Here is a 26,194-nt window from a genome sequence, read left to right on the forward strand (position 1 = left end):
CCTACGTCAGATAGGTGTAGCCCGACAAGCCCTGCTCGTAGAACCGGCGGAGCACGCCCGACTCGGCCACCGTGATCTTTCCTTCGCGTACGGCCTGCTCCAGGGTCTTGCGGAAAGTTCGGCGGAGTTCTTCGGGTTCAAACTGCACATACCGCAACACCTCGGCCACGGTATCGCCTTCCACGATCTCGTCGATCTGGACCTGGCCTTGTTCATCGAGCGTCACGTGGACCGCGTTGGTGTCGCCAAAGAGGTTGTGCAGGTCGCCGAGAGTTTCCTGGTAGGCCCCGACGAGGAACACGCCCAGGAAGTAATCGCCGCCGGTGTAGGGGTGGAGGGGGAGAACCGGGACGCTGGTCTTACCGCTTTCGGGCGGGGCGGCGAACCGGTCGATCTTGCCGTCCGAGTCGCAGGTGATGTCGGCCAACACGCCCCGGCAGGTCGGCTTCTCGTCCAGTTGTTGGATCGGCATCACCGGGAAGAGCTGATCGATCGCCCAGCAATCGGGCAAGGATTGAAAGACTGAGCCGTTGCAGAAGTAGATGTCGCTCAGCAGGGTTTCAAGGGCGGCGAACTCCTGAGGCACCGGGTCAAGGGATTGCGCGAGTCGGTACACGTTCGAGCAGATGCCATAGAACAACCGCTCGGCCAGTCCGCGGTGCTCCAGCGAGCAGTAGCCGAGGCTGAACAGGCTCAGCGTCTGCTCACGCGCTACCTGGGCGTCGTGGAAGTACTCGCGGAGGTTCGCATTGGACAACGCCTCGTGGGTTTCATAGAGCGTGCGAACCGGCTCGGGCAACTCGGCGAGCGCCTCGGCGTCGAATCGGGGGATCGGCTCAAAGCGGTCGAAGCCCGACCAGCCCAGGACGTCCATGACCAGCACGCTGTGGTGGGCCGCCATCGCCCGGCCCGACTCGGTGATGATGGTCGGTGCGGGGATCTCGGCTTGCTGGCAGACTTCGCCGATGTGATAGACGACGTTGTTGGCGTACTCGGTGAGGGTGTAGTTGGGGCTGGACTCGTTGCCGCTCTTGCTGCCGTCGTAGTCGATGCCCAGTCCGCCACCAACGTCCAGGTATTTCAGACCTGCGCCGAGTTTGGCCAGCTCGACGTACATCCGTGCCGATTCCACGAGCGCGGATTTCAGCGCCCGCATGTCGCTGATCTGGCTGCCCAGGTGGAAGTGGACCAGCTCGAGGCAGTCGAGCATCCCCTCGTCCTTGAGCAACCGCACCGCGTCGAGGACTTCGCTGATGAAGAGCCCGAACTTGCTGCGTTCTCCGCCCGAGCCGTGCCAGCGTCCCGAGCCCGAGCTGGCGAGCTTGATCCGCAAACCGATCGCGGGGCGGACGTCGTGGGCCTTGGCCTGCTCGATGATGAGCTGGAGCTCGCTGAATTTCTCGACCACCGGGATGACGTTCTTCCCCAGCTTGCGGGAGAGGATGACTGCCTCGATAAATTTCTGGTCTTTGAATCCGTTGCAGATCACCAGCGAGTCCGGGTCCTTGGCCAGGGCCATCACCGCCAGGAGCTCCGGCTTGCTGCCCGCCTCCAGGCCGAACCCGAGGCCGCTGCCGTAGTTCAATAGCTCTTCAACGATGTGCCGCTGCTGATTGACCTTGATCGGGTACACCCCGCGGTATTGGCCGGCGTAGTCGAACTCCTCGATCGCGCGTCGGAATGCGTCGGCGATCTGCTTGAGGCGGTCTTCCAGAATCCCCGGAAACCGCAGAAGCATCGGCGTGGACACGTCGCGTTGGCGTAGGTCCTGCACCAGCTGCCAGAGGTCCAGGCTGGGGCCAGAGTCCCGTCCTGGGCGGATCGTGACGTGGCCCGTCTCCGAGACCCCGAAGTAGCCGTTACCCCATCGGTTGGGGCCGTAGAAATCGATCGCGTCCTGGACCGTCCATGCCGCGGCATCGTCCTGTTCGGAGTGATCAAATACGCTGTCGGTGAGGGATTTGTCCATGGCACTTTCGGCTAATGGCGATAGGGTCGACCTGGCCGCAAAGTTTAGCCGGTGGCAGGGAGAAACGGGTAAAGAAAAACCACCCCGAATTGGGGTGGTTTCAGTTTGGTTGTGATGTCGAGCCGAGGGGTCGGCGGTCGGGCTTAGGCTTCGCGGCGACGCATCATCAGGAGAGCACCGCCCGAGAGGAACAGCACCACGGTGCCGGGCTCGGGGATCTGGATGAAGGTCTGGGTGAAGCGGCTCAGGTGAGCAGCGCTGGGGCTCTGGCCGTCCGAGAGGTCGCGGACGGTGATGTCCTTGCTGACGTAAAGCTTGCTCTGCGGGCCAGGCACGACGGTGGCGGTGTCGAGGTTGACCAGGGTACCGCTGTTGCCTTCGTAGAAGGTGTTGAGGAACGGCGGAGCGATGCCGATGATGGTTTCATCTTCATCGAGGAAGATGTTTTCAGCGATGTTGACTTGGCCTTGGCCGAAGGCGGCGAAGTTCTGCATGCTCAGCTCAACCGCTTCGATCAGGAAGGGGGAGTCGGCGGTCACGCAGAATTCGATGGTGCTGTTGATCAGTTCGTTGGTGCCAGCAACCCAGCCGCCGAAGAACTCCAGCTCGATGTTGCCTTCCGAGTCGACGCCACCCTTCACTTTGACGCTGTCAGCGTCGGGAAGCGTGATGCCGGTGGTGCCGGTGCTGACGATTTCGAATTCGTCAAAGACCTTGTCACCCACGCGGAGGCCACCACCATCGATGATTTCCTGGATGGTGTAGTCCATCGGGTTGTTGATGTCGACAACAAGCTGGGCTTGAGCGGAGCCAAACAAACCAACGGCTGCCGCTGAGGCAGCGGCGAAAAGAAGATTACGAAGATCAGATTTCAGAAATGAGTGCATTTTTCCCTCGCGGCTTTCTCTCCAGCAGCCCCGGTATGCCTGATACGCACGTCCATGTGAGCGATAACAGGCTATTGGGCTTAATTCATAGACACCATATTGTAGTTCGGCATCTTGGGTGTTGCAACGTATTTCTGGTGATAAACATGAAAATTCAGGGCCAGTTAAAACAGGTAAGGGTTGAGTGGGGTGAGTTTTAATGACTTTTAATTTATGGATTTAAATTAAATCTGGTTGCGTTGACGCTGGGCGTTGTCCATCGCCGCGGCGTCGGGGCTGGATCCGGTTCTCATCATCTCGACAAAACAGTCAAATAAATACCGGCTGTCGTGCGGCCCGGGGCTGGCTTCGGGGTGGTATTGGACCGCGAAGATGGGTTCCTGGGTGTGGCGGAAGCCCTCGAGGGTCTTGTCGTTGAGGTTGAGGTGGGTGGGCTCCCCGCCGACCTTGGCCAGGCTGTCGGGATCGACCGCGAAGCCGTGGTTCTGGCTGGTGATCTCCACCTTCTGGGTGCCCAGGTTCTGCACGGGTTGGTTGCCCCCGCGGTGGCCGAACTTGAGCTTGAAGGTGTCCGCTCCCATCGCCCGGCTGAGCAGCTGGTGCCCGAGGCAGATGCCGAAGATCGGGAGCTTGCCGATGAGTTGCTTGAGGTGGTCGATGGTGGGCTGGACCGCCGAGGGGTCGCCGGGGCCGTTCGAGACGAATAATCCATCCGGGGCGTGCTCGGCGATCTGCTCGGGCGTGGTGTCGTAGGGCAGGACGGTGGCATCGCAGCCCGAGTCGGTGAGGTTCCGCAGGATGTTCAGCTTCGCCCCGCAGTCCAGGGCCACGACCTTGAACCGGTTGTCAACCGCGGGGATCGAGCCTTGCAGGGGCAACCAGTCGCCGAGGTCTTCGCTCCACGCCAGGGGCTGGGTTCGGCTAACCGTGGCGACGAGGTTTCGGCCCACCAGTCCCGCCGAGGCCTTGGCCTGGGCCACGAGTTGTTCGTCGCTGACCGATGCGTCGGTGCAGAGCACGCCGCGCAGTGCCCCCTCGATGCGGAGCCGACGGGTCAGCGCCCGGGTGTCGATGCCTGCGATCCCCGTCACGCCTTCCTCGGCCAGCCACTGCTCGAGCTTGGCGGTCGCCCGGTAGTTGCTTGCGGTGTTGGCCAATTCGCGGACCACGAAGCCGCTGACCTGGGCCTTGGCGGATTCGAGGTCGCCGGGGTTGACGCCGTAGTTGCCGATGAGCGGGCAGGTCATCGTGACGATCTGCCCGGCGTACGACGGGTCGGTGACCACTTCCTGGTAGCCCGACAACGAGGTGTTGAAGCAGACCTCGCCCTCGACCGATTTGGGGGAGGTGTCACCGAAAGCCCGCCCGACAAAAACGCTTCCATCCTCGAGAGCGAGGCGAGCGGAGCCGGGTTTGGATACGGCGGCGGAGGAGGCCGAGTTGGGATCGCAAGTCATGGGCGGGAGTGTAATCCAGACCGGCCCACACAGCCAAACGGCCAAGGAGAAATCGCGTGTGGTCTGACCGCTAAAGCGAGGAGGGCGTCGGATCGTCCTCGGCAAAAACCGATGGCTCGCCGTCTTCATCCACCGCCGGGGCAGACGAGCTGAACAACTTGATCTGCGGCGGCAGGCTTTCGGTGGGGTCGATGGGGGTGACGTTGGCGAGAATGGTCATGCCCGCCAGGACTTTTTGCCCCTGCTGCACCTTGACCTCGGGGCGGAGCGTGGCGGGCAGATAGAGCTCGGTGGTGGAGCCGAGTTTGATGATGCCCATGCGTTGGCCGCGCTGGACGACCTGCTCGTCACGCAGGTGGTTGTAGATCGTTCTGGCGAGCAAACCCGCGACCTGACGGACCGCGGCGATGGGGTGGTCTTTCACCGGGTGGACGAACAGCGTGGTCATCGACTCGTTGTCTTCGATCGATTCGGGGTTGAGCGTGTTGCCGTGGTTGCCGGGCTGGTGGGTGATGGACGCGACCTTGCCGTGGCAGGGGCAGCGGTTGACGTGCACATCAAACACCGACATGAAGATGCGGATGCAGACAGCGGGCCCATCGAAGGGAGGGAATTGTTCGACTTCGTGGATCGACGAGATCTTGCCGTCCGACGGGGCGACCACGATGTTGCGGGGGCTGGGCACCCGGCGTTCGGGGTCGCGGAAGAAGGTCAGGATCGCGATCGTGGCGATGCCGACCAGGACGCTCCCCGGCCAATAGCCCAGGAGCACCAGCGACAGCCCGACACACAACCCCACCGCGATGATGGTCAGCCATTCGTTCTTGGCGTAGGGGCTTAGCATGGTGGGTTCAGTCGGCCCGTTGAGCGGGACGGGGTCTCTCGGCGTGGCAGGCTCGTACCGGGCCATCCTAACACACGCAACAGCATGAAAGCCGGTGAGCTTTCGGCAGGCTTAGGAAATTATTTCAACTCGGGGGCGATCCCTTAGTGGGCCGGGCGAAGACTTAGGCCGACTTCTTGCCGATCACGAATCCCACGCCGCCGAGCACGGCACTGAGTGCCGCCAAGCCGATGCACAGGAACATGACGTTGCTGGCTTTGCCACCTTCTTCGACCAGCATGCTGGTCAGAGCGCTGCGGCTGCCCGCGAGCGCCGCAGCGATCACGATCAGGCCGATGAACAACGCGGCGGTCGCACCGATCAGCAGGCCCGCACCCAAGGCGCTTCCCGCGGGATCGGATTCTTCGGCAGCGGCGTAGGAAACCGCGGCAACTGCGCCAGCCGAGGCGGTCACGCCAGCGCCGGGCAGGTCCATCGAACCGGGGTCGGCTTCAACGAGGTTGTCCAGGCCCGACGGGCCGGAGGTCCCGGTGTCCATCGCCAACGCGCCTTCGAAGACGCCCGACGAGCCCACCGAAGATTCGAGGCCGAAGTCGGCCGAGGACGCGCCGGTGCCGGTGTCGCCACCGCCGGGGTAGATTTCGTCGAGCAGCTCCGCACCGAGGCTGGTGTCGTCGGATTCGCGGGTGAGGTCGAGCAGGCCCGAGCCGGAGCCGACGGATTCGAGGGCGAGCTCTTCGTCGTCGATTTGGGGCTGGGTGACCTGGGTCTGAGCCATGGGGTCGGCGGGTTCGACTTCACCGGCGTCGAACACGCTGATGCCGGTGCCTTCACGCGGGTCGTCGGGCTCACCGCCGCCAGCCATGGAGTCGGCCAGGCTGATGGCATCGGTGTCGTCCGGTCCGGGGTCGGCCAGCGGAATGCCGAGGCTCGATCCGTCTGTGCTTTCGCCCACGCTGGCCATCGAGTCGACCTGCTCACGCTTGAACATCAGCTTGTCGCGGTCGCGGAACTGTTGGAGCTTGCCGCTGGCGGCCATTTCCTTCACCGCTTCGGCATCGAGACCGAGTCGGGCAGAAGCCTCTTCCAACGTGTAAAACATCTTGGCCATGGGGGTGAAGCTCCGTAAATCGGGAGAACCGGGGAGTCCGGCGGGGAATCAGGGGACGAGAGGGCCTCGTAGAACTAGATCCATAAGATAAGCCCAAGCCGAGTGCCTGACAAGGATTGGGCGCAGTCCAGGAACTATCGGGCCCCGAGGGGCCGCCCCCGAGCCCCGAGCCGTGATTCGGGGGCCTGCGATCGTGGAAACTCCGCTATGACGCGTCGTCCGATCCTTCAGTTACTGGACCTGCCGCTCCGGCATCTGCCCGAGGAGTTGGACGGCGTTCGTCTGGCGCACATCAGCGACCTGCACGTCCGCAAAGACCGGGCCCGATTCCGGCAGCTAATTGAAGAGTTAGCGGATGCCGACCTCGACCTGGCGTGCTACACCGGCGACTACATGACCTGGCCGGGCGATGAAGAGGTGGCGCTGCAGGTGATGGGGCGGGTGATCGAGGCGGCATCCCCTAGGCTTGGTCAATTCGGCATCTTCGGCAACCACGACTCGGCCGAGTTGGCCCGAAGGTTTGAGGAACTCCCCGTGCATTGGCTTATCAACGACGCGGTCGAATTGAAGGGCTTGCCGTTGGAGGTGTCGGGTCTCTCGCGTGAGCGACACCGCATGTTCGATGCGGCACGCGTGGCGGCCCGGATGTCTGGCGTCGCTGAGAGCAATCAGGGCGGAACGCCTTTCCGGATCCTGCTCAGCCACCATCCCTACACATTGATCCACGCGGCCGACCTGGGCGCTGATCTCATGTTGGCCGGCCACAGCCACGGTGGACAATGTCGCCTGCCCGGCGCCCGCGCATTGGCGAACTCTTCACGCTTGCCACGCCACCTCACCGCCGGACGTTTCCGGTACCGGGGGACGGAAGCGATGGTCTGCCGCGGTCTGGGGGAAGTCCACCTGCCGCTCCGGTTGAACTGCCCACCGCACGTTCCGATTTATGTCTTGCGTCGCGACCCATCCGGACCCAAAAAAACAAACCCGCCGATCAGCGGGTTCGAGTCGGTTTGGTCGTGGTGAGGAAAACGCAGTCTGCGTTGTCAAAGGGACGTGAAGCCAGAACTTAAAGCACTTCGCGAGCCCGGGGGAAGGAGCCGAGCACGGTGAGTTGCAGGCAGTGCTTCTTCGCTTCAGACAAGGCTTTCTGCATGTGGGGTTCGTCGGCGTGTCCTTCGACATCGACGAAGAAGTAGTACTCCCAGTTCATGCGTTGGCTGGGCCGTTCGGCGAGCCGGGTGAGGTTGAGCCCGTGGTCGCGGAAGACGTTGAGCACGTCGGTGAGTGCCCCGGCCTTGTGCTCGGTGGTGAACAGGATCGAGGTCTTGTCGTCGCCGCTGGGCTTGGCGTTCTGTCGGGCGATGACGAAGAAACGGGTCTCGTTGTTGGGGTTGTCTTCGATGTTATCGAAGAGGATGGGCACGTCGTTGAGCTGGGCCGCGAGGGTCGAGCCGATCGCGGCGGCCCCGGGTTCCTCGGCGGCGAGTGCAGCGGCCTGCGATGTCGAGACGGTGGCGATCTGCTCGGCGTTGGGCAGTTGAGCCGAGAGCCAGCGGCGACATTGGCCCAGCGCCTGCTGGTGCGAATACACGCGGGTGATCTGGTCGAGCGGTTGACGCGAGAGCAGGTTGTGATGGATCGCGATACGCACTTCGGCCGCGATCTTGACGGGGGTGTCGAGGAAGCAGTCGAGGCTCGCGGTGACGCCGCCGTGGGTCGAGTTCTCGATGGGGATGAGCCCGTAGTCGACGTGGCCGCGGGCGACTTCATCGAAGATCGCAGGGAAGTCGGTCAGCTCGTCGTAGTCGACCGAGGCTCCGAACTTCTTGCGGGCCGCGAGGTGCGAGAAGCTGCCCGCCGGGCCGAGGTAGCCGATGCGAAGCGGACGCTCCAGGGCGAAGCTGCCGGACATGAGCTCACGCCAGATCGCCTGCACGCACGCATCGGGCAGCGGCCCGGCGTTGGCGTTGCGGATCTTCTGCATCACCGCTTGCTCGCGGTCGGGGGCGTAGATCGGCACAGCCTCGCCTGCCGCCCGCTTGATGTGCCCGACCTCGATCACGATGTCCGCCCGCTCGTTGAGCAGCTTGACGATTTTTTCGTCGAGCTCATCGATACGGGAACGCAGGGGGGCGAGTTGGCGCTGGGCCTCGTCGCGGGCATCGGTGTCGGGGGTGGTGGGGTCCTGAGACATCAGGCGAGATTGTACCGAGTGCGGCTGGTCGGGCCGAGGGGCGGGTGTGATAATGCGCGTAACCCGGTTCCGAGCTTCTGGAATCGCCGGGGATGATGTAGGGTGGTCGGTTGTATTGGGAGAAAGATGAGGTGTACATCATGCTGGCTAGCGAAATCGATACCGCGATAGAGCCGCAGAATTTTGCGGAGTTGCTCCAGTCCATGCCCGCGGCCTGGACGATCCTGCTGGGTCTGGCCTTGGTGCTGGGGCTGGTGCTCTGGGTCTTCGGCGGACGGTTGGCGGAAAAGGGGGCGATGCTGACCGGCTTTGTGCTGGGCGGACTCGGCGCCGCGGCGTTGGCTGCGGGCCTGAGCAGCGGGGTGGTCCCGGCCGAGGGCGCGGCCGAAGAAGTCGTCCAACAAACCTCCAACAACGGCCTGTGGGTGCTGGCGATCGGTATCGGCGGGGCGTTGGCGGGCGTGTTGCTGGCGTGGCTGCTTTTCCGCTTCTGGATGGCGGCGACGGCGGCGGTCTTGCTCGCCTTGGTCGTTCCGATTGTGGCGATGATCTGGACCGGCAACCCGCCGCCGATGAGCTCGATCCAGGGGGCCCAGGAAGTGACCCTCGACGCGATGGGGGCCGGAGAATCCGACCCCGAAGCCGAGCGCATCCGAGAGCGGGCTAACGAGGAAGCCTCCAAGGCGGCCGAAGACGAGTCGTCGGAGGAAGACTCGGGGATCACCAAGGAAGAGGTCATCGCCAAGGCCGCCTTGTTCGATCGCGAGCAGTTCAGCTCTGACCTCCAGGCGGTCTGGCAGCAGCAGGTGGATGAGGTCAAGCTGTGGTGGCAGGAGATGGCTCCGGGGTCACGACGATTCCTATTGGCTGGCGCAGGCGTCGGGGCGGTGGTCGGGCTGGTGCTCGGCCTGATCCTGCCCTCGGTGGCGGCTTCGTTGCAGACCGCGATGGTCGGGGCGTTGTTGATCCTGTTCGCGGGTCGGACGCTATTGCTGAAGTATGTGCCGGGCAGCGAAGGGTTTATGCCGGGGTCTTGGCGTGCGGTGCTGTTGTCGCTGGGTCTGATAACGCTGCTGGGCGTGCTGATTCAGTGGACGCTGCGCAAGAAGAAGGACGATGACTAATGCAGCAACCGGTGCGCCCGGAGTCTCGCAACGGCGAGGCCGGGGCGGCCGAGTGATCCGGCCTGGAGCTGCATAATGATTCACGGACTATCTCAGGTAAGCACGCTGGCTCAAGCCGGCGCTCCCACGACGACCGCCCCCGCGGCAACGGTTCCCGGCCCCGGGGCCGAGCCGCAGAGCTTCGCTCAAGCTTTGGCGAACTTTTTTGAAACCGTCGCGGGCATGTTCTCGCGTGGCGACGCGTTGGCCCAGCCCGAGCACGTCATCGAACACCTGCAAGCCTTGGGCGCGGTCTGGGCGGTGGTGTTCGTCATCGTCGGTGTGCTCTGCATGTTTAACGGCTACAAGTTCTACAAACTCGCCACCATCAGCATCGCACTGCTGCTGGGCATGTTTGCCGGTTACTGGTTCGGCGGAAAGATCGGGGCGCCCTACATCGTCGCGGGTTGCCTCGGCGTGTTGCTGGCGACTTTGGCCTTCCCATTGATGAAGTACGCGGTTTCGGTATTTGGCGGTTTGGCGGGCGCGTTTGTCGGCGCGAACTTGTGGGCGGGCATGGCCCATGCCGTGAATAAGATTGCTTCCGAAGATGGTCAGGTACGAAGCATCGTCCCCGCAGAGGAGTACTGGCTCGGCGCATTGTTGGGGCTGCTGATCTGCGGCATGCTGGCCTTCATCCTTTTCAAGCTTTCGGTGGTGATGTTCACCTCCGTCAGCGGCTCGACCATTGCGATGATGGGTGTGCTGGCTTTGTTGTTGAGCTTCGAGCCCTGGCGTCAGACGGTTTCGGATGGCCTGACTTCCAGCCAGCTCGTGATCCCGCTGCTGGTGTTCGTGCCCGCGGCCATCGGGTTGATCCTTCAAGAGGTCAATAGCGGCGGCGTGATGGCCGGCGAGGGACGGCCCGAGGACTGAGTTTCCCAAAGGCAACTCGTGTAATACGAAACAACCCCGCCTGACAGGCGGGGTTGTTGTTATATGGAGGCGAGTTGTGGGGCTTAGCGACGGCGACGCAGGGCCGCAGCACCCACCAGCAGGAGCAGTCCCGTGGCGGGCTCGGGAATGGCCTGGAGGCCATCGACGTCGAAGAAGCCGTAGTTGTTGCGGACGACCTGCCAGCCCTGGTTAACGGTCGGGCCTGCCACCCCGTGTTCGAGGAAGCCGGCTTCCGGGCCGTTCTCGATGTAGTCGGGGTTGATGTTGTTGAACGGGTGGAACCAGATGCCGATCATCTGGGCGAAGCCGATGCCCTGCCAGGTGAGGGGCTGGTTGTCCATCACGTCGAACGGAGATTGCAGCGGGGTGTGGTTGTTGATGTCGGTCGCATCGAGCTCGATACGCATCAGGCGTTTTTTCTTGCCGGCGTCATCGAAGTCGTTGAGGGTTGAGTTGAAAGCGAAGCCGTTGATCGAGGAAACTATCTGATCGGGTGCCGCGGGCGTGGGGCTCTGCACATCACGGAAGTCGGAGGTGCGGTGAGCGCTGGCGGAGCTGCCGCCGTTGTAGGCGTACGCGGTCAGGGTGGGGGTGCCCGTTGCACCGTTGGTTTCGATCAGCTCTTCCGCTTCGAAGTAAAGCACCGCCAGGTTGCCCAGGTGGGTCTTGGGCATCGGTCCGTCGTTGACCACGAGCGTGAAGCCGGTGGGCAGATCCGAAACAGAGTCACCCGAGTAAACGGCTTCCCAAACGAACTGGTTGTTGCTGTCATCAAACGAGGTGTAGATCGATTCGATGATCGCGGTCGTTTCAGAGATGGCGGGGGTGCCAACGCTGTTGTTGATGTATTCGAACACGGTGGCTTCGGCAGACTGGAAGCCGAGGCACACAGCAAGACCGGCGGCCATTGCGGCACGCTTTCGAAGGTTTAAACAGATGCTTGAGCGAAACAAATTCATTGACAGATTCTCCATCCCCAATGCGCTAGACGAGGCTCGAACTACGGAATTAAATAATTCAGATGATAAATGGCGTTGCTTAGATTGCTTTCAATGGCCTCAGAATTGAAACAAACTCATATCCCCAGATGGAGCTGACCCCGCTCCAAAGGATCGATACCCAGACGCACCCAGCAGGCATTCTGCTAAGTGGGCAATGTGGCTCGACTTGAAACGAGCGTTATCGCCAAATCTAAGTCTATCACCTAATTGGTTTTTGTCTAGAATCAAAATAAACATTAAATATATCATAAAAATATGTAAATATTACATTTAAAAAATTGTTGACAAAAATAAACCCCAATCCGGACATAATTCAGGGTAGACCTGAGGTCCTTGTGGGCAAGGCGGTTAGACTCACGTCCCCGTTCAGCCAATCGATTGGAAATGGATGCGAATTACCACATGGAACGTGAATGGCCTACGGGCTGCATTGCGCAAAGGGCTGCCCGAGCGGCTCGATGCCATCAAGCCCGATGTGCTTTTACTGCAGGAAATCCGGGTCAAGCCCGAGCAATTGGACCCCGAGTGGTCGGCCCCGTCGGGCTGGCATGTCACCTGGCATCCCGCCGAACGGCCGGGCTATGCCGGGACCGCGGTCTGGTCACGTTCGCCGCACAAGGTGGTCGAGACCGGCTTGGGAGACGGGGTGGCCGACGATGAAGGGCGGGTGCTTCGGGTTAAGGTGGAGGGGGTTCAGGTGGTGAGTTTGTACCTGCCTTCGGGCTCGTCGTCCCCCCAGCGTCAGGTGGCAAAGGAAGCCTGGATGGCGAGGTTCCATCCGTGGGCGGAAAAGCTCAAGCGAGCCCGCACGCCCACCGTGATGGGCGGGGATTTCAACATCGCCCACACCGAGCGCGATATTTTCTACGCCAAGTCCAACCAGAATCAGTCTGGTTTTCTGCCCCACGAGCGGGAGTGGTTCGGTGGGGTGCTGGGTCTGGGGTGGCGAGATGTGGTGCGGGAAGATGCGGGGGATGTCGACGGGCCATATTCGTGGTGGTCCAACCGGGGCCAGGCGAGGGCGCTCGATCGGGGTTGGCGGATCGACTATCTGCTGGCCAACCCCGCGGCTTCCAAGCTTGCGGGCTCCACTCAGACCCACCGCGAAGCGGGGCTTCAGTGTTCGGACCACGCGCCGGTTTCGGTGGATTTGAAGGTATAGTTGGCCGTGTTGGTAAGGCCATTTCTTTGAACGTGACGATGCCCAATTTGGTCATTGGGGGGTGCTCTGGACCACACGCAACCATCTCGCGCCCCGGCGACGACTTCTGGATCTGATGAAGCGGGCGCAACTGTTGCATCGGCAGTCCCGCGTGGGGCAGGCCCGGCGCTTTCGGCCGAGCAATACGCCCAGCTGGCTGCGGCGCATGTGGCCTATGGTCCGATCCGCCGCGCGATCCGTGTGGCGGGTATCAGTGGGGTGACTCTGGCGCTGGCGGCGCTGGTGTCACTTTCGTTTGCACTATTTAGTTTCAAAGGGCTCGTCGCCGCGGTGGGCCTGAGCGCGGCGGCGTGGTTCGAGTTCAGGGGCTACGCCAAGCTCCGGCGGCTCGACCCACAAGGGGTAACCATCCTCACCCGCAATCAGGTGGGGCTGACGGTCCTGATCGTGGGGTACTGCCTCTGGTGTCTGGCGGACGCCTGGTTCGGCCCCGACCCCTACGAAAAGGTGGTGTCTTTGCGCCCCGAGCTAGCGCAGCCGCTTGAGCCTTATGCAGGAATTTTCCGGCAAATGGTAGTGATGATTTATGTCATCGTGCTTGCGGTGAGCCTTCCCGTGCAAGCTTTGGTCATCCGGTACTACGCGACCCGTAGGGGCAATTTCCGGGCCTACCTGGATCAAACCCCGGGATGGGTCTTGCGGTGGAATCGGGCCGAGTTGAAGGGGGAGGTGGGGGAGGAAAGTGAATTTCGCCCGTGAAAATTTATTTTCAAAAAAAGCCCTGTCAACAATTTACAGCATGGGTTTCATTGCTACAATCTGCGCCCTTGGCCGTTGTGCGCCTGGGCATTCTGCCTCCCTTTTCTTGAAGTGCATCCCCACACCATGACCGAATCTTCAAAGCCCCTGAGCGCCGCTTCGATCCGAGCCTTGAACTACACCCGTGGCCCGGAGTGGTACACCGAATTCAAGGAGATCGACCTCAAAGGCGACTTTGCCTACGAAGAAGGCATCGTCCGCCGCGACCCCAGCGCGGTGCTGAAGGTCGATGGTCTTTATTACTGCTGGTACACCCGGGGCGAGGGCGAATCCAACTTCGCCAAGTTCGACTTTGACAACCCCTCAAGCAAGACCTTTCCCTGGGACCTCTGCGAGGTCTGGTACGCAACCTCGGAAGACGGCATCACCTGGAAGGAAGAAGGTCTCGCGGTCGGCCGCGGTCCGGATGGCGCTTACGACGACCGTTCGATCTTCACCCCCGAGATCATGGCCCACGACGGCAAGTACTACCTGGTTTATCAGGTGGTGCAATCGCCTTACGTCATGCGGGTGAAGGAGCACATCTCGATGGCTGTCGCCGACTCGCCGCGCGGCCCGTGGACCAAGGTGGATGGCCCGATCGTCTCGCCCGCCGACAACGGCGTGTGGAAGGGCGAAGAAGACGATCGCTTTGCGATCATCGAGCAGGGCGACTTCGACAGCCACAAGACCCACGACCCTTGCCTTGTTCATTACAAAGACAAGTTCTACCTGTACTACAAAGGCGAGCGTATGGGCGAAGGCATGACCTTCGGCGGACGCGAGATCAACTGGGGCGTCGCCATCGCCGACAACCCCACCGGCCCGTACGTGAAGTCGCCTTACAACCCAATCACCAACAGCGGCCACGAGGTCTGTGTCTGGCCGTACAAAGAAGGTATGGCGGCGCTGCTGACCACCGACGGCCCCGAACGCAACACCTTCCAATACGCCGAGGACGGCATCAACTTCGAGATTATGGCCCACATCAAGGGCGCTCCCCAAGCGCTGGGCCTGTTCCGGGACGTTGAAGACCCCCACGGCCACCCGCTGAACCAGATCACCTGGGGCCTTTGCCACCGCTACTACGGGCCCAATCCCCAGTACCAATACATCAAGGGCTTCACCAGCGCGAAGCCGCGTCGGGTCTGAATCCGGCGTATTCACCGAACACGGAGCACACCATGTCTGAATCAACACGCAGCGAAGTGATGGAAGCGGTCAACCGCCTGGGCTTCTCCATGGATACCGGCAACTGGGCGGGTGTGCGTGGATGCCTCGCTGACACGCTCTACACCGACTACACCTCGCTGGTCGGCGGCGATCCCGCCGACGTGGCGGCAGACGATCTGGTGGCGGCCTGGAAGCAGGCGATCGTTCCGCTCGACGCCATTCAGCACGTCGTGGGCAGCCACATCGTGACGCTCGGCTCGGACGAAGCGGTCTGCACCGCTCAGGTGATCTGCACCCACCGTTTCGGTGAGCGCGAGCCCGGCGTCGCGGACCTTTGGTCGGTGGCCGGCCACTACGAATACAAACTTTCGCTGGTCGACGGCGTCTGGAAGATCCACTCCGCTGTCTTCACTCTCCTCTGGGAGACCGGCGACCGCGGCGTCATGGAGCGTGCCGCCAACGCCGCTTCTTGAAATCAACCGTTACTGGCGTGGATCGCTCCGAGCGATCGCGCAAATCAATACGTGAATCACTCCGCTTCACACCCCGCCTGAGATCCCCCCGTGTCCCAATCTGCCTCCTCACCGCGTACCTCGAACTTCAACCACGGCTGGCGTTTTAACCTCGGAGATGTCGACGCCGCGTCGCAGTCCTCGTTCGACGATGGCGCCTGGCGTAGCCTGTCGCTCCCCCACGACTGGAGCGTCGAGCACCCGTTCGATGAAAAACTCGAGGGCTGCACCGGTTACCTGCCCGGCGGCATCGGTTGGTACCGCAAGACGTTTGCGACCCCCGAATCGGTACCCGGCGGCCGGACGCTGGTGGTGTTCGATGGGGTCTACAACCGCAGTGAAATCTGGATCAACGGCAAGTCGCTGGGCTTCCGCCCCTACGGCTACGTGCCGATCGTGCTGGACCTGACCGATCACCTGGCCGATGCGGGCGGCGAGAACGTCTTGGCGGTCCGTGTCGATCACTCCCACTACGGCGACAGCCGTTGGTACACCGGCTCGGGCATCTACCGCGATGTTGAACTGATCCAGGTCGGCCCGACGCACATCCCGGTGTGGGGCACATTCGTGACGACCCCCAAGGTCACCGACGACGAGGCGCAGGTCCAGATCGAAACCCAGATCAACCACACCGGCTCGGAAGCGGGGGGGGGCTCGCTGAGCACCTCGATCCTCGATCCGCAGGGCAACGAAGTCGCGAAGGCCTCGGAGTCCGTCAGCCTCGCCGGGGGTTCCCAGCAGGCGGTTACCCAACAACTCGCCGTGGCGCAGCCGAAGCGTTGGGGGATCGAAACGCCCCACATGTATCGCGCGGTGACCACGCTCGAGAAGGGCGGAGAGGTGGTCGATCGTTACGAGACGCCGTTCGGCATCCGCACGATCCAATTCGACAAGCACAAGGGCTTTTTCCTCAACGAAGAGCACACGCTGATCAAGGGTGTCTGCCTCCACCACGACGGCGGCCTCGTCGGCGCGGCGGTGCCGCTGGGCGTTTGGCGTCGTCGCCTGCTGACCTTGCGAGAGGGCGGTTGCAACGCGATCCGCACCGCGCACAACCCGCCGAGTGCCGAGTTTCTTGACCTCTGCGACGAGATGGGCTTCCTCGTGCAGGACGAGTTCTACGACGAGTGGGACAACCCCAAAGACAAGCGACAGAACTGCAACGAGAAGGAACGCGACGACATCGTGGCGGGCCACGACGAGTTTTTCCAGGAGTGGGCCGAGCGCGACCTCAAGGACACCATGCTCCGCGACCGCAACCACCCCTGCGTTTTCCAGTGGAGTATCGGCAACGAGATCGAGTGGACCTACCCCAACTACTCAAAGGCCACCGGCTTCTTCGACATGGACTGGACCGGCAACTACTTCTGGTCCCAGCCGCCCATCGGCCCCGAAGAAATCAAGAAGCGCATCCTCGAAACCGAGACCGGCGAAAACGGCGAGCACGTCTGCGCCACCACCGCCCAGAAGCTCGCCGCCTGGACCCGCGAACTCGACAGCACACGCCCCATCACCGCCAACTGCATCCTGCCCTCGGCCAGCCACGCCTCGGGTTACGCGGACGCGCTCGACGTCGTGGGCTACAGCTACCGCCGGGTGATGTACGACTACGGCCAGGAGATCAGCGACAAGTGCATCATGGGCACCGAGAACGTCCCGCACTGGCACGAATGGAAAGCGGTGCTGGATCGCGAATTTATATCGGGCCTGTTCCTCTGGACCGGCATCGACTACATGGGCGAGTCCAACAAGAAGTGGCCCACTAAGTCCACGAGGAGCGGCCTGCTGAGTACCGCCGGTTTCGCCAAGCCCTCGTACCACCTCTACAAAACCCTGTGGAGCGATGATCCGCACGCGCAGCTGTTCACCATTCCGCTCGAAGACTCGGTCTATGAAGTCGGCGGTGACGGCGAGCTGGTCGAGAAAGAGCCGGGCTCCTGGGAGCGTCGGCTGTGGTTCTGGCACCCGCTGAACCCGCACTGGGAATACGAGCCGGGCCAGAAGATCGTGGTCGAAGCCATGACCAACATGCCCTCGGCTGAGCTCCTGCTCAACGGCGAGAAGCTGGGGGCCCGTAAGCTCGAAGATCAGGACGACCGCATCTGCCGGTGGTTGGTGGAGTATCAGCCGGGCGAGTTGAGCATCCAGGCGACCGATGGTCAGGCGACCGCGGAACACACCCTGGCCGCGCCGGGTGCGGTGGCGGACATCAGCCTGTCGGTTGATCGGGAGCAACTCGTTGCGGACGGCCGGGATGTGGCTCACGTTGTGGCGCAACTCGTTGACGCCGAGGGCCGACCGGTACGTAGCGATGAACGCGAGATCGTATTCGAGCTTGGCGAAGGCCTGCGTCTTCTTGGTGTAGACAACGGGGCGCACGACAACACCCAGTCGTATACCTCGGATCGCCTCGTGACCCACCACGGCCGGGCGCTGCTGGTTGTTCAGGCGGCCGCGGAAGCCTCGCAAGTCTCCATCACCGCCACGACGGCCGGAGCTGCTTCGGCGAGTGTATCGCTCGAGCTGACCGGGTCCTCCGACACCGGCGTTTTGCAACCGGCTTGATCTATCATTGAAGACCCGGCGAATCCTACGCCCGGTCGATAAGGACCCTCCGCTGTTCTGTCGAGTCACAACTTCTTCTTCGCTTCCCCTTCTCAAGGACCGACCATGACGACCGCCGCCACACAAGTTGATGCCTACCGCTGCTACATCCACGGCCAATGGGTCGAGTCCGAGACCGGGCAAACCATCGAGGTGAAGAGCCCCGCGACCGGACAGGTGTGGGCGACCGTCCCCGCCTGCTCTAAGGCCCAGGCCCAGCAAGCACTGGAGTCGTCGCAGGAAGCCCAGCCCGCGTGGGCGGCGCTACCCGCGCAAGACCGCGCGGTTCACCTGCTGAACATCGCCAAAGCACTTGAGGCGGAACACGAGCACTTCTCCAAGCTGTTGGTGATGGAGCAAGGCAAGACCCTGCCCCAGGCCCGCGGCGAGGTCACCGACACCATCCGTTACATCACCTACAACGCCGAGGCCGCCCGCCGCATCCAGGGCGAAATCTTCCCCTCGGACATGGCCGACGAGTCGCTGTGGATCACCCGCGTGCCGTTCGGCGTGACCGTGGGCCTGTGCGCGTTCAACTACCCGCTCGCGCTCATCGGCCGCAAGCTCGCGCCCGCGCTGGTCACCGGCAACACCATGGTGCTCAAGCCCCACGACGAAACCCCCGTGACCGCGTCGGAGTTCATGCGTCTCGTTCACGACGCGGGCCTCCCCGCAGGTGTCGTGAACATGGTGTCTGGCGGCGTTCAGGACGTGGGCAGCACGCTGGTCGAGAGCCCGATCACCAAGCTCGTTTCGGTCACCGGCAGCATCCCCGCGGGCCGCGCGATCTACGCCGGTGGCGCGAAGAACCTCACCCAGATGACCCTCGAGCTCGGCGGCAAGGCTCCGTTCATCATCCTTGACGATGTGGACGATCTTGATGCGATCGTCGATGCCGCCGTCATCGCCCGCTACGCCAACTGTGGTCAGGTCTGCATCTGCAACGAGATGGCCCTGGTCCACGAGAAGATCGCCGACGAATTCACCGAGAAGTTCATCAAGAAGGCCAAGGAAGTCACCGTCGGCGACCCGATGGACGAGTCGATCGGCATGGGCCCGTACACCACCAAGGGCGGCATGGACCGCTTCCACGGCATCGTTCAGGAAAGCATCAAGCAAGGTGCCGAACTCGCGCTCGGCGGCGACTACGCCGAGGTCCCCGGCTTCGAGGGCGGCAACTGGTACCAGCCCACCGTGCTGACCAACGCCACCAAAGACACCGCCGCGGTGGCCCAGGAAGTTTTCGGCCCGGTGCTTCCGATCGTCAAGATCTCGGGCTACGAAGAAGCCGCGGAGATGGTCAACAGCCGTGACGAAGGTTTGTCGGCCTACCTCTGGACCACGAACCACAAGACCATCATGCACGCCACCCGCACCCTCGAAGTCGGCACCGTCTTCGTCAACAAGGGCATCTGTGGCTACATCCAGGGCTACCACACCGGCCACAAGCACTCGGGCATCGGCGGCGAAGACGGCGTCCACGGCATCGAGGGCTTCCTGCAAAAACGCACCATCTATCTCGGCAACGGCTGAGAAACAACAAGCTAATTACTCCCAATCACACAGGATCTTGTTTTGTCTACCCCACGCTACACACTCGACCTCAGCGGCAACCACTGGAAAATGGAACGCGCCCGCCCCGGCACCGGCGTCCAGGAAGGTTTCCACGATTTGCCCTCGGAATACCAGGGCATCTACTACAGCTGGAACCAGGCTTCGGTCCCCGGCGATGTCTTCACCGACCTGCAACGCGCCGGTGAGATCGACGACCCGTTCTTCGGTCGCAACTACCACAAGACCAAATGGGTCACCGACTATGAGTGGTGGTACGTCACCAAGTTCAACCTGCCCGAAGAGCTGGAAGGCAAGCGGTTCGAGATCCACTTCGAAGGCGTGGACTACAGCTTCGAGGCCTGGCTCAACGGCAAGCCGATCGGCAGTCACACGGGCATGTTCAGCTCGTTCCGCCCCGATGTCACCCACGCGGTGCGCTTCGAGCAGTGGATGGAGGGTTGCAACATCCTCATGGTCAAGCTCGACCCCGCGCCAAAGAACCTCATGAACGTCGGCGGTCGGAAGCAGTGCTTCCAGGGCGACTACATGACCGGCGTGGTGCCGACGGGCATCTGGCGCCCGGTCAAGGTTGTTGCGACCGACGCGGTCAAGATCGACTACGCCCGCATCGAAACCCCGCTCGGCGGTGCCGACCACGACGGCCCGGAAGACCCCAACGCCCCGATCAACGCCACGGCCGTGGTCGAACTGGAAGTGACCAACGCCGGAGACAAGGCAATCGAAGTCGCTTTCGGTGCAGATGTGTCTGCGGCCAACGACGACGCGGGCTCGGGTAAGGGTCAGGCATCGCACACCGCGACGGTCCAGCCCGGCGAAAGCACCGTGAAGTTTGAGGTGCCGTTGGAAGACGTCTACCGTTGGTGGCCGTGGGACATGGGCAACCAGCCGCTCTACAACGCCACGATCTCCGCCAAGATCGGCGACGTGGTCAGTGACGAAGTCACCGAGCGCATCGGCGTCCGTGAAATCGTGATGACGCGAAACCCCGGCTACACCGAAGAGGAAGCCGAGTTCCCCTGGACCTTCACGATGAACGGCAAGCGGCACTACCTGCGTGGCGCCTGCTGGTCCGGCCCGCCGTCGCTGCTCTACGGCCGCAACAACTCCGCGAAGTACCAGGCCCGCATCAAGCAGGTTCTGCAGGCCAACATCAACCACCTGCGCATCTTCGGTTGGCACCCCCCCGAAGTCCCCGAGTTCTACGAGCTTTGCGACGAAGCGGGCATTACGGTGTGGACCAACTTCACCTTCGCCACCCAGGCTTATCGAGCGACCGAAGAGTTCATGGCGGGCGCGAAGAACGACTGCATCCACATCGTGAAGGATCGGCGGAACCACCCGTCTGCGGTGATGTTCATGGGCGGCGAAGAAGTCTTCTTCAGCCACGCCCACGCCGAGAGCGACAACCGCTTCATCATGGAAGAGATGGGGCGGGCGATCGAGCCTTACACGTCGATCCCCTACGGCCTCGCGTCCCCGCTGTCCGAACAGTTCGGCCAGAAGATGGGCTTCAAGGCCCACGACTCGACCCATGCCAACGGCCACTACTACGGCGCGGGCCGAACGATGATGGAAGAGTTCTACCCCAAGCTCGACTACTGCATCGTGCCCGAACTGACTGCGGCCTCGGCCCCGAACATCGAGTCGCTCAAGCGGTTCATCCCCGAAGACGAGCTCTGGCCGATGGGTCCGAGTTGGGGCTACCACCACGCCGACATCGACATCCTCAAAAACCTCAACTTCGAAGTGTTCGGGCAGGTCCGCTGCGACTCGCTGGAAGACTTCGTCAACGGCACCCAGACCGCCCACGGCATCATCGCCCACTTCGCGCTCGAGTCGCTCCGCCGTCTCAAGCCCAAGAACAGCGGCATCGGCCTGTGCCACTTCATGACCCACTGGCCCGACATCAAGTGGGGCATCATCGACTACTACGCCAAGAAGAAGCTCAGCTTCGACTACGTCACCCGCGCCTACCAGCCCGTGCTGCCCAGCGTGGACTACGTCAAGCGTCGCTGGAACCCCGGCGAAAACGTCGACCTCGGCCTTTACGTCATCAACGACACCTTCGACGCCAAGCCCGGCAGCACCTACCGCTGGTCGATCAGCACCGCTCAGGGCGAAGCCGCTAGTGGTGAGGAGTCGGTTGATATCGCTCCGGACAGCTGTGTCGAGCTCAAGCGGATCAACTGGCAGGTGCCGACCGATGCCCTGCCCGTCGATGCCGAAGGTGGGTATGCTGTGCCGACTTTCCGCGTGGACGTCGAGCTGCTCGACGGCGACGGCAACACGATCGCCAAGAACTTCCACGTGCTTTTGGTCGACGACCAGGAAAACGCCAAGGTCCGTTACCGCGAGCTCAACGACGCCAACACGGCACAACGTGACGAGCTCGGCAAGACCTACTACCGTTACTTCCCCGAGATGTACGACGTCGACAACGAAGAACCCGACCTCTGAACCCGCCCCCAAATTACGCAAGAACCATGAACACCGCACTGCTTAACGCCGACAAGACCTTCACCTTGGAATCCAAGGACGCCCAACCCCTCGAAGAAGGGCAGGTCCGCCTCGATGTCGCCTGGTGCGGCATCTGTGGCACCGACCTTCACATCTACCGCGGTCACATGGATAAGCGGCTGAACTTCCCCGAAGTCATCGGCCACGAAGCCAGTGCGACCGTCGCCGAGGTTGGCCCCGGTGTCACGGAATACGCCGTGGGTGATGCCGTTGTGGTTCGGCCGTTGGATGCCTGTGGCGAATGCCCCGCGTGTGAGCGTGGCTTCGGACACGTCTGCAACAACCTGAACTTCATCGGCATCGACTCCAGCGGCGCTTTCCAGCAGTCTTGGAACGTGCCCGCGAAGTTGTTGCACCGTCTGCCCGAAGGCATGAACCTCGAGCTCGCGGCGTTTGTCGAGCCCTTGGCGGTGGCCTGTCACGACGTGCGGATGGCTGGCCTCAAGGCCGACGAGTTCTCGGTGGTGCTGGGCGGCGGTCCGATCGGTCTGCTGATCGCGATGGCGGCCCGTGCTGTGGGCGCCCGTGTGGCGATTTCCGAGCTCAGTGAATCGCGTCTTGAGTTGGCCCAGAAGCTTGGCTTTGACACGATCAACGCGGGTTCGGACGACGTCGAAGCCGCGGTCATCGAGAAGAGCGGTGCCGACGGGGCGGATGTGGTGTTTGAGGTATCGGGGGCGGCCCCGCCGATCCGCCAGATGACCAAGCTGGCCCGCGTGCGTGGCCGGGTGGTGGTCGTGGCGATCGTTCCCGAGCCCACCCCGGTGGACCTGTTTCAGGTCTTCTGGAAGGAACTGCAGATCATCGGAACCCGCGTATACGAGCCCGAAGACTACGACCGCGCGATCGAGCTGCTGGCCAGCGGAGAGGTTGATCCTTCTACCCTGGTGACCGGCCGGTTCGGCCTGTCGCAGATCGGCGAGGCGTTTCAATCGCTAGACACCGACAGCCAGCACATGAAGATCCTGGTCAACTGTCAGGACTGATCAATTACAAAACAACGCCTCGCCTCGGCCGGGCATAACCAGAAGGATAGAAGTATGGGCGTCTTGGATGCGTTTAAGTTGGATGGAAAGACCGCGTTGGTGACCGGCTGCAAGCGCGGCATCGGGATGGCGATGGCGGTTGGTTTGGCGGAGGCCGGGGCCGATGTGATTGGTGTTAGCGCTTCGCTCGAAGCCGAGGGCAGCGATGTCGCCAAGGCGGTCGAGGCGACGGGGCGGAAGTTCACTGCTTATACCTGCGACTTCTCCGACCGCGATTCGCTGTACAAGTTCATCGAGCAGGTCAAGGCCGACACGCCGCAGATCGACATCCTGGTGAACAACGCCGGGACCATCCTCCGCAAGCCCGCCGCCGAGCACCCGGATGAATACTGGGACAAGGTCATCGAGGTGAACCTCTCAGCTCAGTTCGTGCTGACCCGTGAGTTCGGCAAGGACATGGTCGAGCGCGGCTCGGGCAAGGTGATCTTCACCGCCTCGTTGCTGACCTTCCAGGGCGGCATCACCGTGCCGGGTTATGCGGCGAGCAAGGGCGGCATCGGCCAGCTGACCATGGCGTTTGCCAACGAGTGGGCTGGCAAGGGCGTGAACGTGAACGCGATCGCCCCGGGCTACATCAGCACCGACAACACCGAAGCCCTGCGCAACGACCCCACCCGCAGCGAGCAGATCCTGGCGCGCATCCCGGCGGGTCGCTGGGGGCTTGCCGAAGACTTCGCGGGCCCCGCGGTGTTCCTGGCGTCGGAAGCCGCGTCATACATGCACGGCACGACCATGCTGGTCGATGGCGGCTGGATGGGGCGGTAGTCTCCCGACTCGTCTGAATGGTTAGTTCAAACTTTTGGGTAGGCGTTGCAGATGGCCGATGAGGCATGCAGCCGCCTGCTTTTTCGTGGTTATTTGGACAAAAAACGCGGTCTAAAGTAATTGCACGCGGCGAGTTAGCGCTATTGTCATTGCAATTGCCCAGACACCGCGTATAATTGTTAACACTTGACTGAACCCACCGGTTCCTCTCGTTTCTGAATAGCGATGGTGCTTAAATAAGTAAACCAAGATTCTTAAGGCGTGACTTTGCAGAAAAACGGCGCGACACAATCTCCAGCCTCGGTGTCGGTTGAGGCTTCACCGGCATTCCGCGGGGCTTCCTTGGCGCGTCCCGCGATGCCGAAGGCCACCGCCATGTCCACATTGATCCGTGATGTTGATGTCCGGAACTACCGCGTTCCGTTGCCGAAAGTGCTCTGTGACGCCAAACACGGAACCCACACGCACTTTGAGATCGTGACCGTCACCGTACGCCTGGCTGACGGTTCAACCGGGACCGGCTACACCTACACCGGCGGCCGGGGCGGCCAATCCATCGCCACGCTGATCGAGCTTGACCTCGCGCCCGGCCTCGTCGGTAAAGACGCGGCCGACATCGAAGGCATCTACGACTGGATGGAGTGGCACCTCCACTACGTCGGTCGTGGCGGCATCGTGGCTTTTGCCACCTCTGCTGTGGACATCGCGCTCTGGGATGCCAAAGCCAAGCGAGAGGGCTTGCCGCTCTGGAAACTGGTCGGCGGTGATTCCCCCGAGTGCAATGCGTACTACGGCGGCATCGATTTGGCTTATACCCTCGACGAGCTCGTCGACAGCATCAAACAGCGTCTGGACCTCGGGTTCCAAGGTGTCAAGATCAAGGTCGGCCAACCGACACTGGCTCAGGACCTGGAGCGTGTCGAAGCGATCCGGAATCTCGTCGGCCCCGACATCCGTTTCATGGTAGATGCGAACTACTCGATGAGTGTCGAGGGTGCGATCGAGGCGGCCAAGGCCTTCCGTGCTTACGACCTGATGTGGTTCGAGGAACCCACACTGCCCGACCTCTATCATGCCTACGCCCGGATCGGCCGCGAGAGCGGGATGCCTCTGGCCATGGGTGAGAACCTGCACACCCTGCATGAGTTCGGCTACGCGTTCGAACAAGCCAACCTGTCCTTCATCCAGCCCGATGCGTCGAACTGTGGCGGCATCACCAGCTGGTTGCGCGTTGCGGAGATGTCGAAGGCTCACGACATCCCCGTCTGCTCCCACGGCATGCACGAACTGCACGTCAGCCTCGTGGCGAGCCAGCCCCACGGCGGATGGATGGAATGGCACAGCTTCCCGATCGACGAGTATTCGACGCTGCCGATCACACTGCGGGACGGCAAGGCGGTGGCTTCCGATGAGCCCGGGATCGGCGTGGCGTTTGACTGGAAAAAGTTGAAGCCCTACTTGGCCAGTCAAAAAGTGATTTCTGAGCCTTCTTGATTCCTTTTCGGATCGATTCCGATCGACTTTGGGTTCGATGACCTCTCCGGGAGCTATGCATTTTTACGGATCGTGTCACTGTCTTTAAGGTTGTGTTTTTCTGTCACATCGGTCAGAATCAAACGCGGTGCGATTGTTAAAGTGCTTTGCTTGTCTTGACTTGGCATTTCGCCTCTGGTAATGAAATAGCACAAGTCCAACGGTTCTCGGCGTGACCGGAATACAGTTTGATAGGATTTTGCAGTTGAAAACGGTTCGAGAACAAGTAACGACCAAGCTTCGGGATGAATTGGTGGCGGGCCAGTACGAAGGCGGCAAAGTCCTTCGTGAGGCGGAGTTGGCTGCCCGCATGGGCGTCAGCCGCGGCCCGGTCCGCGACGCCATCCTCCAATTAGCCAACGAGGGCTTCCTGGCTTATCAAGCCAACCGCGGCGTGACCGTGAAGCACCCGCCGAACTCGCGCAACCGTGCGTTCATTGTCTCCCTGCGGATCCAGATTGAGGTCTTTGCGATCGAGACGGGGCTCGAGACCATTACCGACGAGGATATGGAGAAGATCGAGCACGCGATGGACGATCTGAAGCGTGCGTGCGTCGGCGACGACGCTGCGATGGTCGCCCGCTACGACATGGCCTTCCACGAAGCGATCCTGATGAGCTGTGGCGGAGAAGATTTCATCAACGCTTGGCGGCAGCTGTGCGCCAAGATGCTCATGAACTACTCCCGTCTCGACGACTACGCCGAGGTGTTCAACGAGCACGTCCATATCCTGGAGCATCTCCGCGAGCGTGACGCCAAGCAGGTCATCCAGGCCATCCGCGACAACATCCAGTAAGTAACCCTTTTCGGTGGGTTGAGTGTTTTTCCGCAGACATGTGCGGGTATGCCATGCCTGAATCGCTGTTGCTCTGGCTTATGCCACTGGTCTTCTTGGCTTGGGCCGGACTTTGGATGCGCGCGGTTTTGAGCGAAGGATTGGTACGGCCTCGGGAGGTATAGTGTCAACAATCAACCGCCGGGCGGAA

21 protein-coding genes are annotated in these 26,194 nt (G+C 62.0%); 14 read left to right on the forward strand and 7 right to left on the reverse strand.

The window, feature by feature from the left end:
* Position 1: 1 nt before the first annotated feature.
* The 5 genes from speA to HNQ40_RS15235 all read right to left on the reverse strand — a co-directional run bounded on the left by speA (position 2) and on the right by HNQ40_RS15235 (position 6,268).
* Positions 2 to 1,969, reverse strand: a complete 1,968-nt coding sequence (speA, locus tag HNQ40_RS15215) for a biosynthetic arginine decarboxylase (RefSeq protein WP_184678682.1) — start codon at positions 1,967 to 1,969, stop codon at positions 2 to 4.
* A gap of 143 nt (positions 1,970 to 2,112) precedes the next feature.
* A complete protein-coding gene (locus HNQ40_RS15220) occupies positions 2,113 to 2,787 on the reverse strand; it encodes a PEP-CTERM sorting domain-containing protein (protein ID WP_184678683.1) in 675 nt (224 codons plus the stop codon).
* 293 nt (positions 2,788 to 3,080) lie between these two features.
* Positions 3,081 to 4,313 carry a glutamine-hydrolyzing carbamoyl-phosphate synthase small subunit gene (carA, locus tag HNQ40_RS15225; protein ID WP_184678684.1) on the reverse strand — a complete coding sequence of 411 codons (1,233 nt, stop codon included), beginning with the start codon at positions 4,311 to 4,313 and terminating at the stop codon, positions 3,081 to 3,083.
* 70 nt (positions 4,314 to 4,383) lie between these two features.
* Positions 4,384 to 5,157, reverse strand: coding sequence for a phosphatidylserine decarboxylase (locus HNQ40_RS15230; protein WP_184678685.1), 774 nt, complete (start codon positions 5,155 to 5,157; stop codon positions 4,384 to 4,386).
* Positions 5,158 to 5,320: 163 nt separating this feature from the next.
* On the reverse strand, positions 5,321 to 6,268 hold the full coding sequence (locus tag HNQ40_RS15235; RefSeq protein ID WP_184678686.1) for a helix-turn-helix domain-containing protein: 948 nt from the start codon (positions 6,266 to 6,268) through the stop codon (positions 5,321 to 5,323).
* A gap of 207 nt (positions 6,269 to 6,475) precedes the next feature.
* Between HNQ40_RS15235 and HNQ40_RS15240 the strand changes: the two genes are divergently transcribed.
* Entirely contained in the window at positions 6,476 to 7,291 is an 816-nt protein-coding gene (locus tag HNQ40_RS15240) for a metallophosphoesterase (RefSeq protein WP_184678687.1), read from the forward strand.
* A 43-nt stretch (positions 7,292 to 7,334) separates the two neighbouring features.
* On the opposite strand, the gene pheA is transcribed toward HNQ40_RS15240, so the two are convergent.
* Positions 7,335 to 8,462 carry a prephenate dehydratase gene (pheA, locus tag HNQ40_RS15245; protein WP_184678688.1) on the reverse strand — a complete coding sequence of 376 codons (1,128 nt, stop codon included), beginning with the start codon at positions 8,460 to 8,462 and terminating at the stop codon, positions 7,335 to 7,337.
* Between the two features lie 140 nt (positions 8,463 to 8,602).
* Between pheA and HNQ40_RS15250 the strand changes: the two genes are divergently transcribed.
* A complete protein-coding gene (locus tag HNQ40_RS15250) occupies positions 8,603 to 9,586 on the forward strand; it encodes a hypothetical protein (RefSeq protein ID WP_184678689.1) in 984 nt (327 codons plus the stop codon).
* Between the two features lie 75 nt (positions 9,587 to 9,661).
* Entirely contained in the window at positions 9,662 to 10,501 is an 840-nt protein-coding gene (locus HNQ40_RS15255; protein WP_184678690.1) for a hypothetical protein, read from the forward strand.
* Positions 10,502 to 10,584: 83 nt separating this feature from the next.
* Here HNQ40_RS15255 and HNQ40_RS15260 read toward each other — a convergent pair whose 3' ends face one another.
* Positions 10,585 to 11,430 carry a PEP-CTERM sorting domain-containing protein gene (locus HNQ40_RS15260; RefSeq protein WP_184678691.1) on the reverse strand — a complete coding sequence of 282 codons (846 nt, stop codon included), beginning with the start codon at positions 11,428 to 11,430 and terminating at the stop codon, positions 10,585 to 10,587.
* A 481-nt stretch (positions 11,431 to 11,911) separates the two neighbouring features.
* Here HNQ40_RS15260 and HNQ40_RS15265 point away from each other — a divergent pair, with 481 nt between their 5' ends.
* From HNQ40_RS15265 to HNQ40_RS15315, 11 genes are all read left to right on the forward strand, one after another.
* Positions 11,912 to 12,685 (forward strand): exodeoxyribonuclease III, encoded by a 774-nt coding sequence (locus tag HNQ40_RS15265; protein WP_184678692.1) that lies wholly within the window; start codon positions 11,912 to 11,914, stop codon positions 12,683 to 12,685.
* Positions 12,686 to 12,892: 207 nt separating this feature from the next.
* A complete protein-coding gene (locus HNQ40_RS15270) occupies positions 12,893 to 13,444 on the forward strand; it encodes a hypothetical protein (RefSeq protein WP_221435559.1) in 552 nt (183 codons plus the stop codon).
* A 126-nt stretch (positions 13,445 to 13,570) separates the two neighbouring features.
* On the forward strand, positions 13,571 to 14,635 hold the full coding sequence (locus HNQ40_RS15275) for a glycoside hydrolase family 117 protein (RefSeq protein WP_184678694.1): 1,065 nt from the start codon (positions 13,571 to 13,573) through the stop codon (positions 14,633 to 14,635).
* A 32-nt stretch (positions 14,636 to 14,667) separates the two neighbouring features.
* On the forward strand, positions 14,668 to 15,129 hold the full coding sequence (locus HNQ40_RS15280) for a nuclear transport factor 2 family protein (protein WP_184678695.1): 462 nt from the start codon (positions 14,668 to 14,670) through the stop codon (positions 15,127 to 15,129).
* A 90-nt stretch (positions 15,130 to 15,219) separates the two neighbouring features.
* Positions 15,220 to 17,733, forward strand: a complete 2,514-nt coding sequence (locus HNQ40_RS18660) for a sugar-binding domain-containing protein (RefSeq protein ID WP_184678696.1) — start codon at positions 15,220 to 15,222, stop codon at positions 17,731 to 17,733.
* A gap of 105 nt (positions 17,734 to 17,838) precedes the next feature.
* Complete coding sequence (locus tag HNQ40_RS15290; RefSeq protein WP_184678697.1) at positions 17,839 to 19,305, forward strand: aldehyde dehydrogenase family protein; 1,467 nt, start codon at positions 17,839 to 17,841, stop codon at positions 19,303 to 19,305.
* Positions 19,306 to 19,347: 42 nt separating this feature from the next.
* Positions 19,348 to 21,804, forward strand: a complete 2,457-nt coding sequence (locus HNQ40_RS15295; protein WP_221435560.1) for a glycoside hydrolase family 2 protein — start codon at positions 19,348 to 19,350, stop codon at positions 21,802 to 21,804.
* 26 nt (positions 21,805 to 21,830) lie between these two features.
* Positions 21,831 to 22,850, forward strand: coding sequence for a zinc-dependent alcohol dehydrogenase (locus HNQ40_RS15300; RefSeq protein WP_184678698.1), 1,020 nt, complete (start codon positions 21,831 to 21,833; stop codon positions 22,848 to 22,850).
* Positions 22,851 to 22,904: 54 nt separating this feature from the next.
* Positions 22,905 to 23,675: an SDR family NAD(P)-dependent oxidoreductase gene (locus HNQ40_RS15305; RefSeq protein WP_184678699.1), complete on the forward strand. Its 771-nt coding sequence runs from the start codon at positions 22,905 to 22,907 to the stop codon at positions 23,673 to 23,675.
* A 375-nt stretch (positions 23,676 to 24,050) separates the two neighbouring features.
* Positions 24,051 to 25,169 (forward strand): mandelate racemase/muconate lactonizing enzyme family protein, encoded by a 1,119-nt coding sequence (locus HNQ40_RS15310; RefSeq protein ID WP_184678700.1) that lies wholly within the window; start codon positions 24,051 to 24,053, stop codon positions 25,167 to 25,169.
* 244 nt (positions 25,170 to 25,413) lie between these two features.
* Positions 25,414 to 26,004: a GntR family transcriptional regulator gene (locus HNQ40_RS15315; protein ID WP_246402889.1), complete on the forward strand. Its 591-nt coding sequence runs from the start codon at positions 25,414 to 25,416 to the stop codon at positions 26,002 to 26,004.
* Positions 26,005 to 26,194 lie beyond the last annotated feature (190 nt).

Origin of the sequence: Algisphaera agarilytica (assembly GCF_014207595.1) — a bacterium.
Taxonomy (GTDB): Bacteria; Planctomycetota; Phycisphaerae; order Phycisphaerales; family Phycisphaeraceae; genus Algisphaera; species Algisphaera agarilytica.

What these genes read in the sequence shown, in the direction of transcription:
- HNQ40_RS15300 (WP_184678698.1), top strand. Translation starts at nt 21,831, where the DNA reads ATGAACACCGCACTGCTTAACGCCGACAAGACCTTCACCTTGGAATCC.
- carA (WP_184678684.1), bottom strand. Translation starts at nt 4,313, where the DNA reads ATGACTTGCGATCCCAACTCGGCCTCCTCCGCCGCCGTATCCAAACCC.
- HNQ40_RS15280 (WP_184678695.1), top strand. Translation starts at nt 14,668, where the DNA reads ATGTCTGAATCAACACGCAGCGAAGTGATGGAAGCGGTCAACCGCCTG.
- speA (WP_184678682.1), bottom strand. Translation starts at nt 1,969, where the DNA reads ATGGACAAATCCCTCACCGACAGCGTATTTGATCACTCCGAACAGGAC.
- HNQ40_RS15290 (WP_184678697.1), top strand. Translation starts at nt 17,839, where the DNA reads ATGACGACCGCCGCCACACAAGTTGATGCCTACCGCTGCTACATCCAC.
- HNQ40_RS15275 (WP_184678694.1), top strand. Translation starts at nt 13,571, where the DNA reads ATGACCGAATCTTCAAAGCCCCTGAGCGCCGCTTCGATCCGAGCCTTG.
- HNQ40_RS15260 (WP_184678691.1), bottom strand. Translation starts at nt 11,430, where the DNA reads ATGGCCGCCGGTCTTGCTGTGTGCCTCGGCTTCCAGTCTGCCGAAGCC.
- HNQ40_RS15250 (WP_184678689.1), top strand. Translation starts at nt 8,603, where the DNA reads ATGCTGGCTAGCGAAATCGATACCGCGATAGAGCCGCAGAATTTTGCG.
- HNQ40_RS15235 (WP_184678686.1), bottom strand. Translation starts at nt 6,268, where the DNA reads ATGGCCAAGATGTTTTACACGTTGGAAGAGGCTTCTGCCCGACTCGGT.
- HNQ40_RS15265 (WP_184678692.1), top strand. Translation starts at nt 11,912, where the DNA reads ATGCGAATTACCACATGGAACGTGAATGGCCTACGGGCTGCATTGCGC.
- HNQ40_RS15230 (WP_184678685.1), bottom strand. Translation starts at nt 5,157, where the DNA reads ATGCTAAGCCCCTACGCCAAGAACGAATGGCTGACCATCATCGCGGTG.
- HNQ40_RS15240 (WP_184678687.1), top strand. Translation starts at nt 6,476, where the DNA reads ATGACGCGTCGTCCGATCCTTCAGTTACTGGACCTGCCGCTCCGGCAT.
- HNQ40_RS15310 (WP_184678700.1), top strand. Translation starts at nt 24,051, where the DNA reads ATGTCCACATTGATCCGTGATGTTGATGTCCGGAACTACCGCGTTCCG.
- pheA (WP_184678688.1), bottom strand. Translation starts at nt 8,462, where the DNA reads ATGTCTCAGGACCCCACCACCCCCGACACCGATGCCCGCGACGAGGCC.
- HNQ40_RS15305 (WP_184678699.1), top strand. Translation starts at nt 22,905, where the DNA reads ATGGGCGTCTTGGATGCGTTTAAGTTGGATGGAAAGACCGCGTTGGTG.
- HNQ40_RS15255 (WP_184678690.1), top strand. Translation starts at nt 9,662, where the DNA reads ATGATTCACGGACTATCTCAGGTAAGCACGCTGGCTCAAGCCGGCGCT.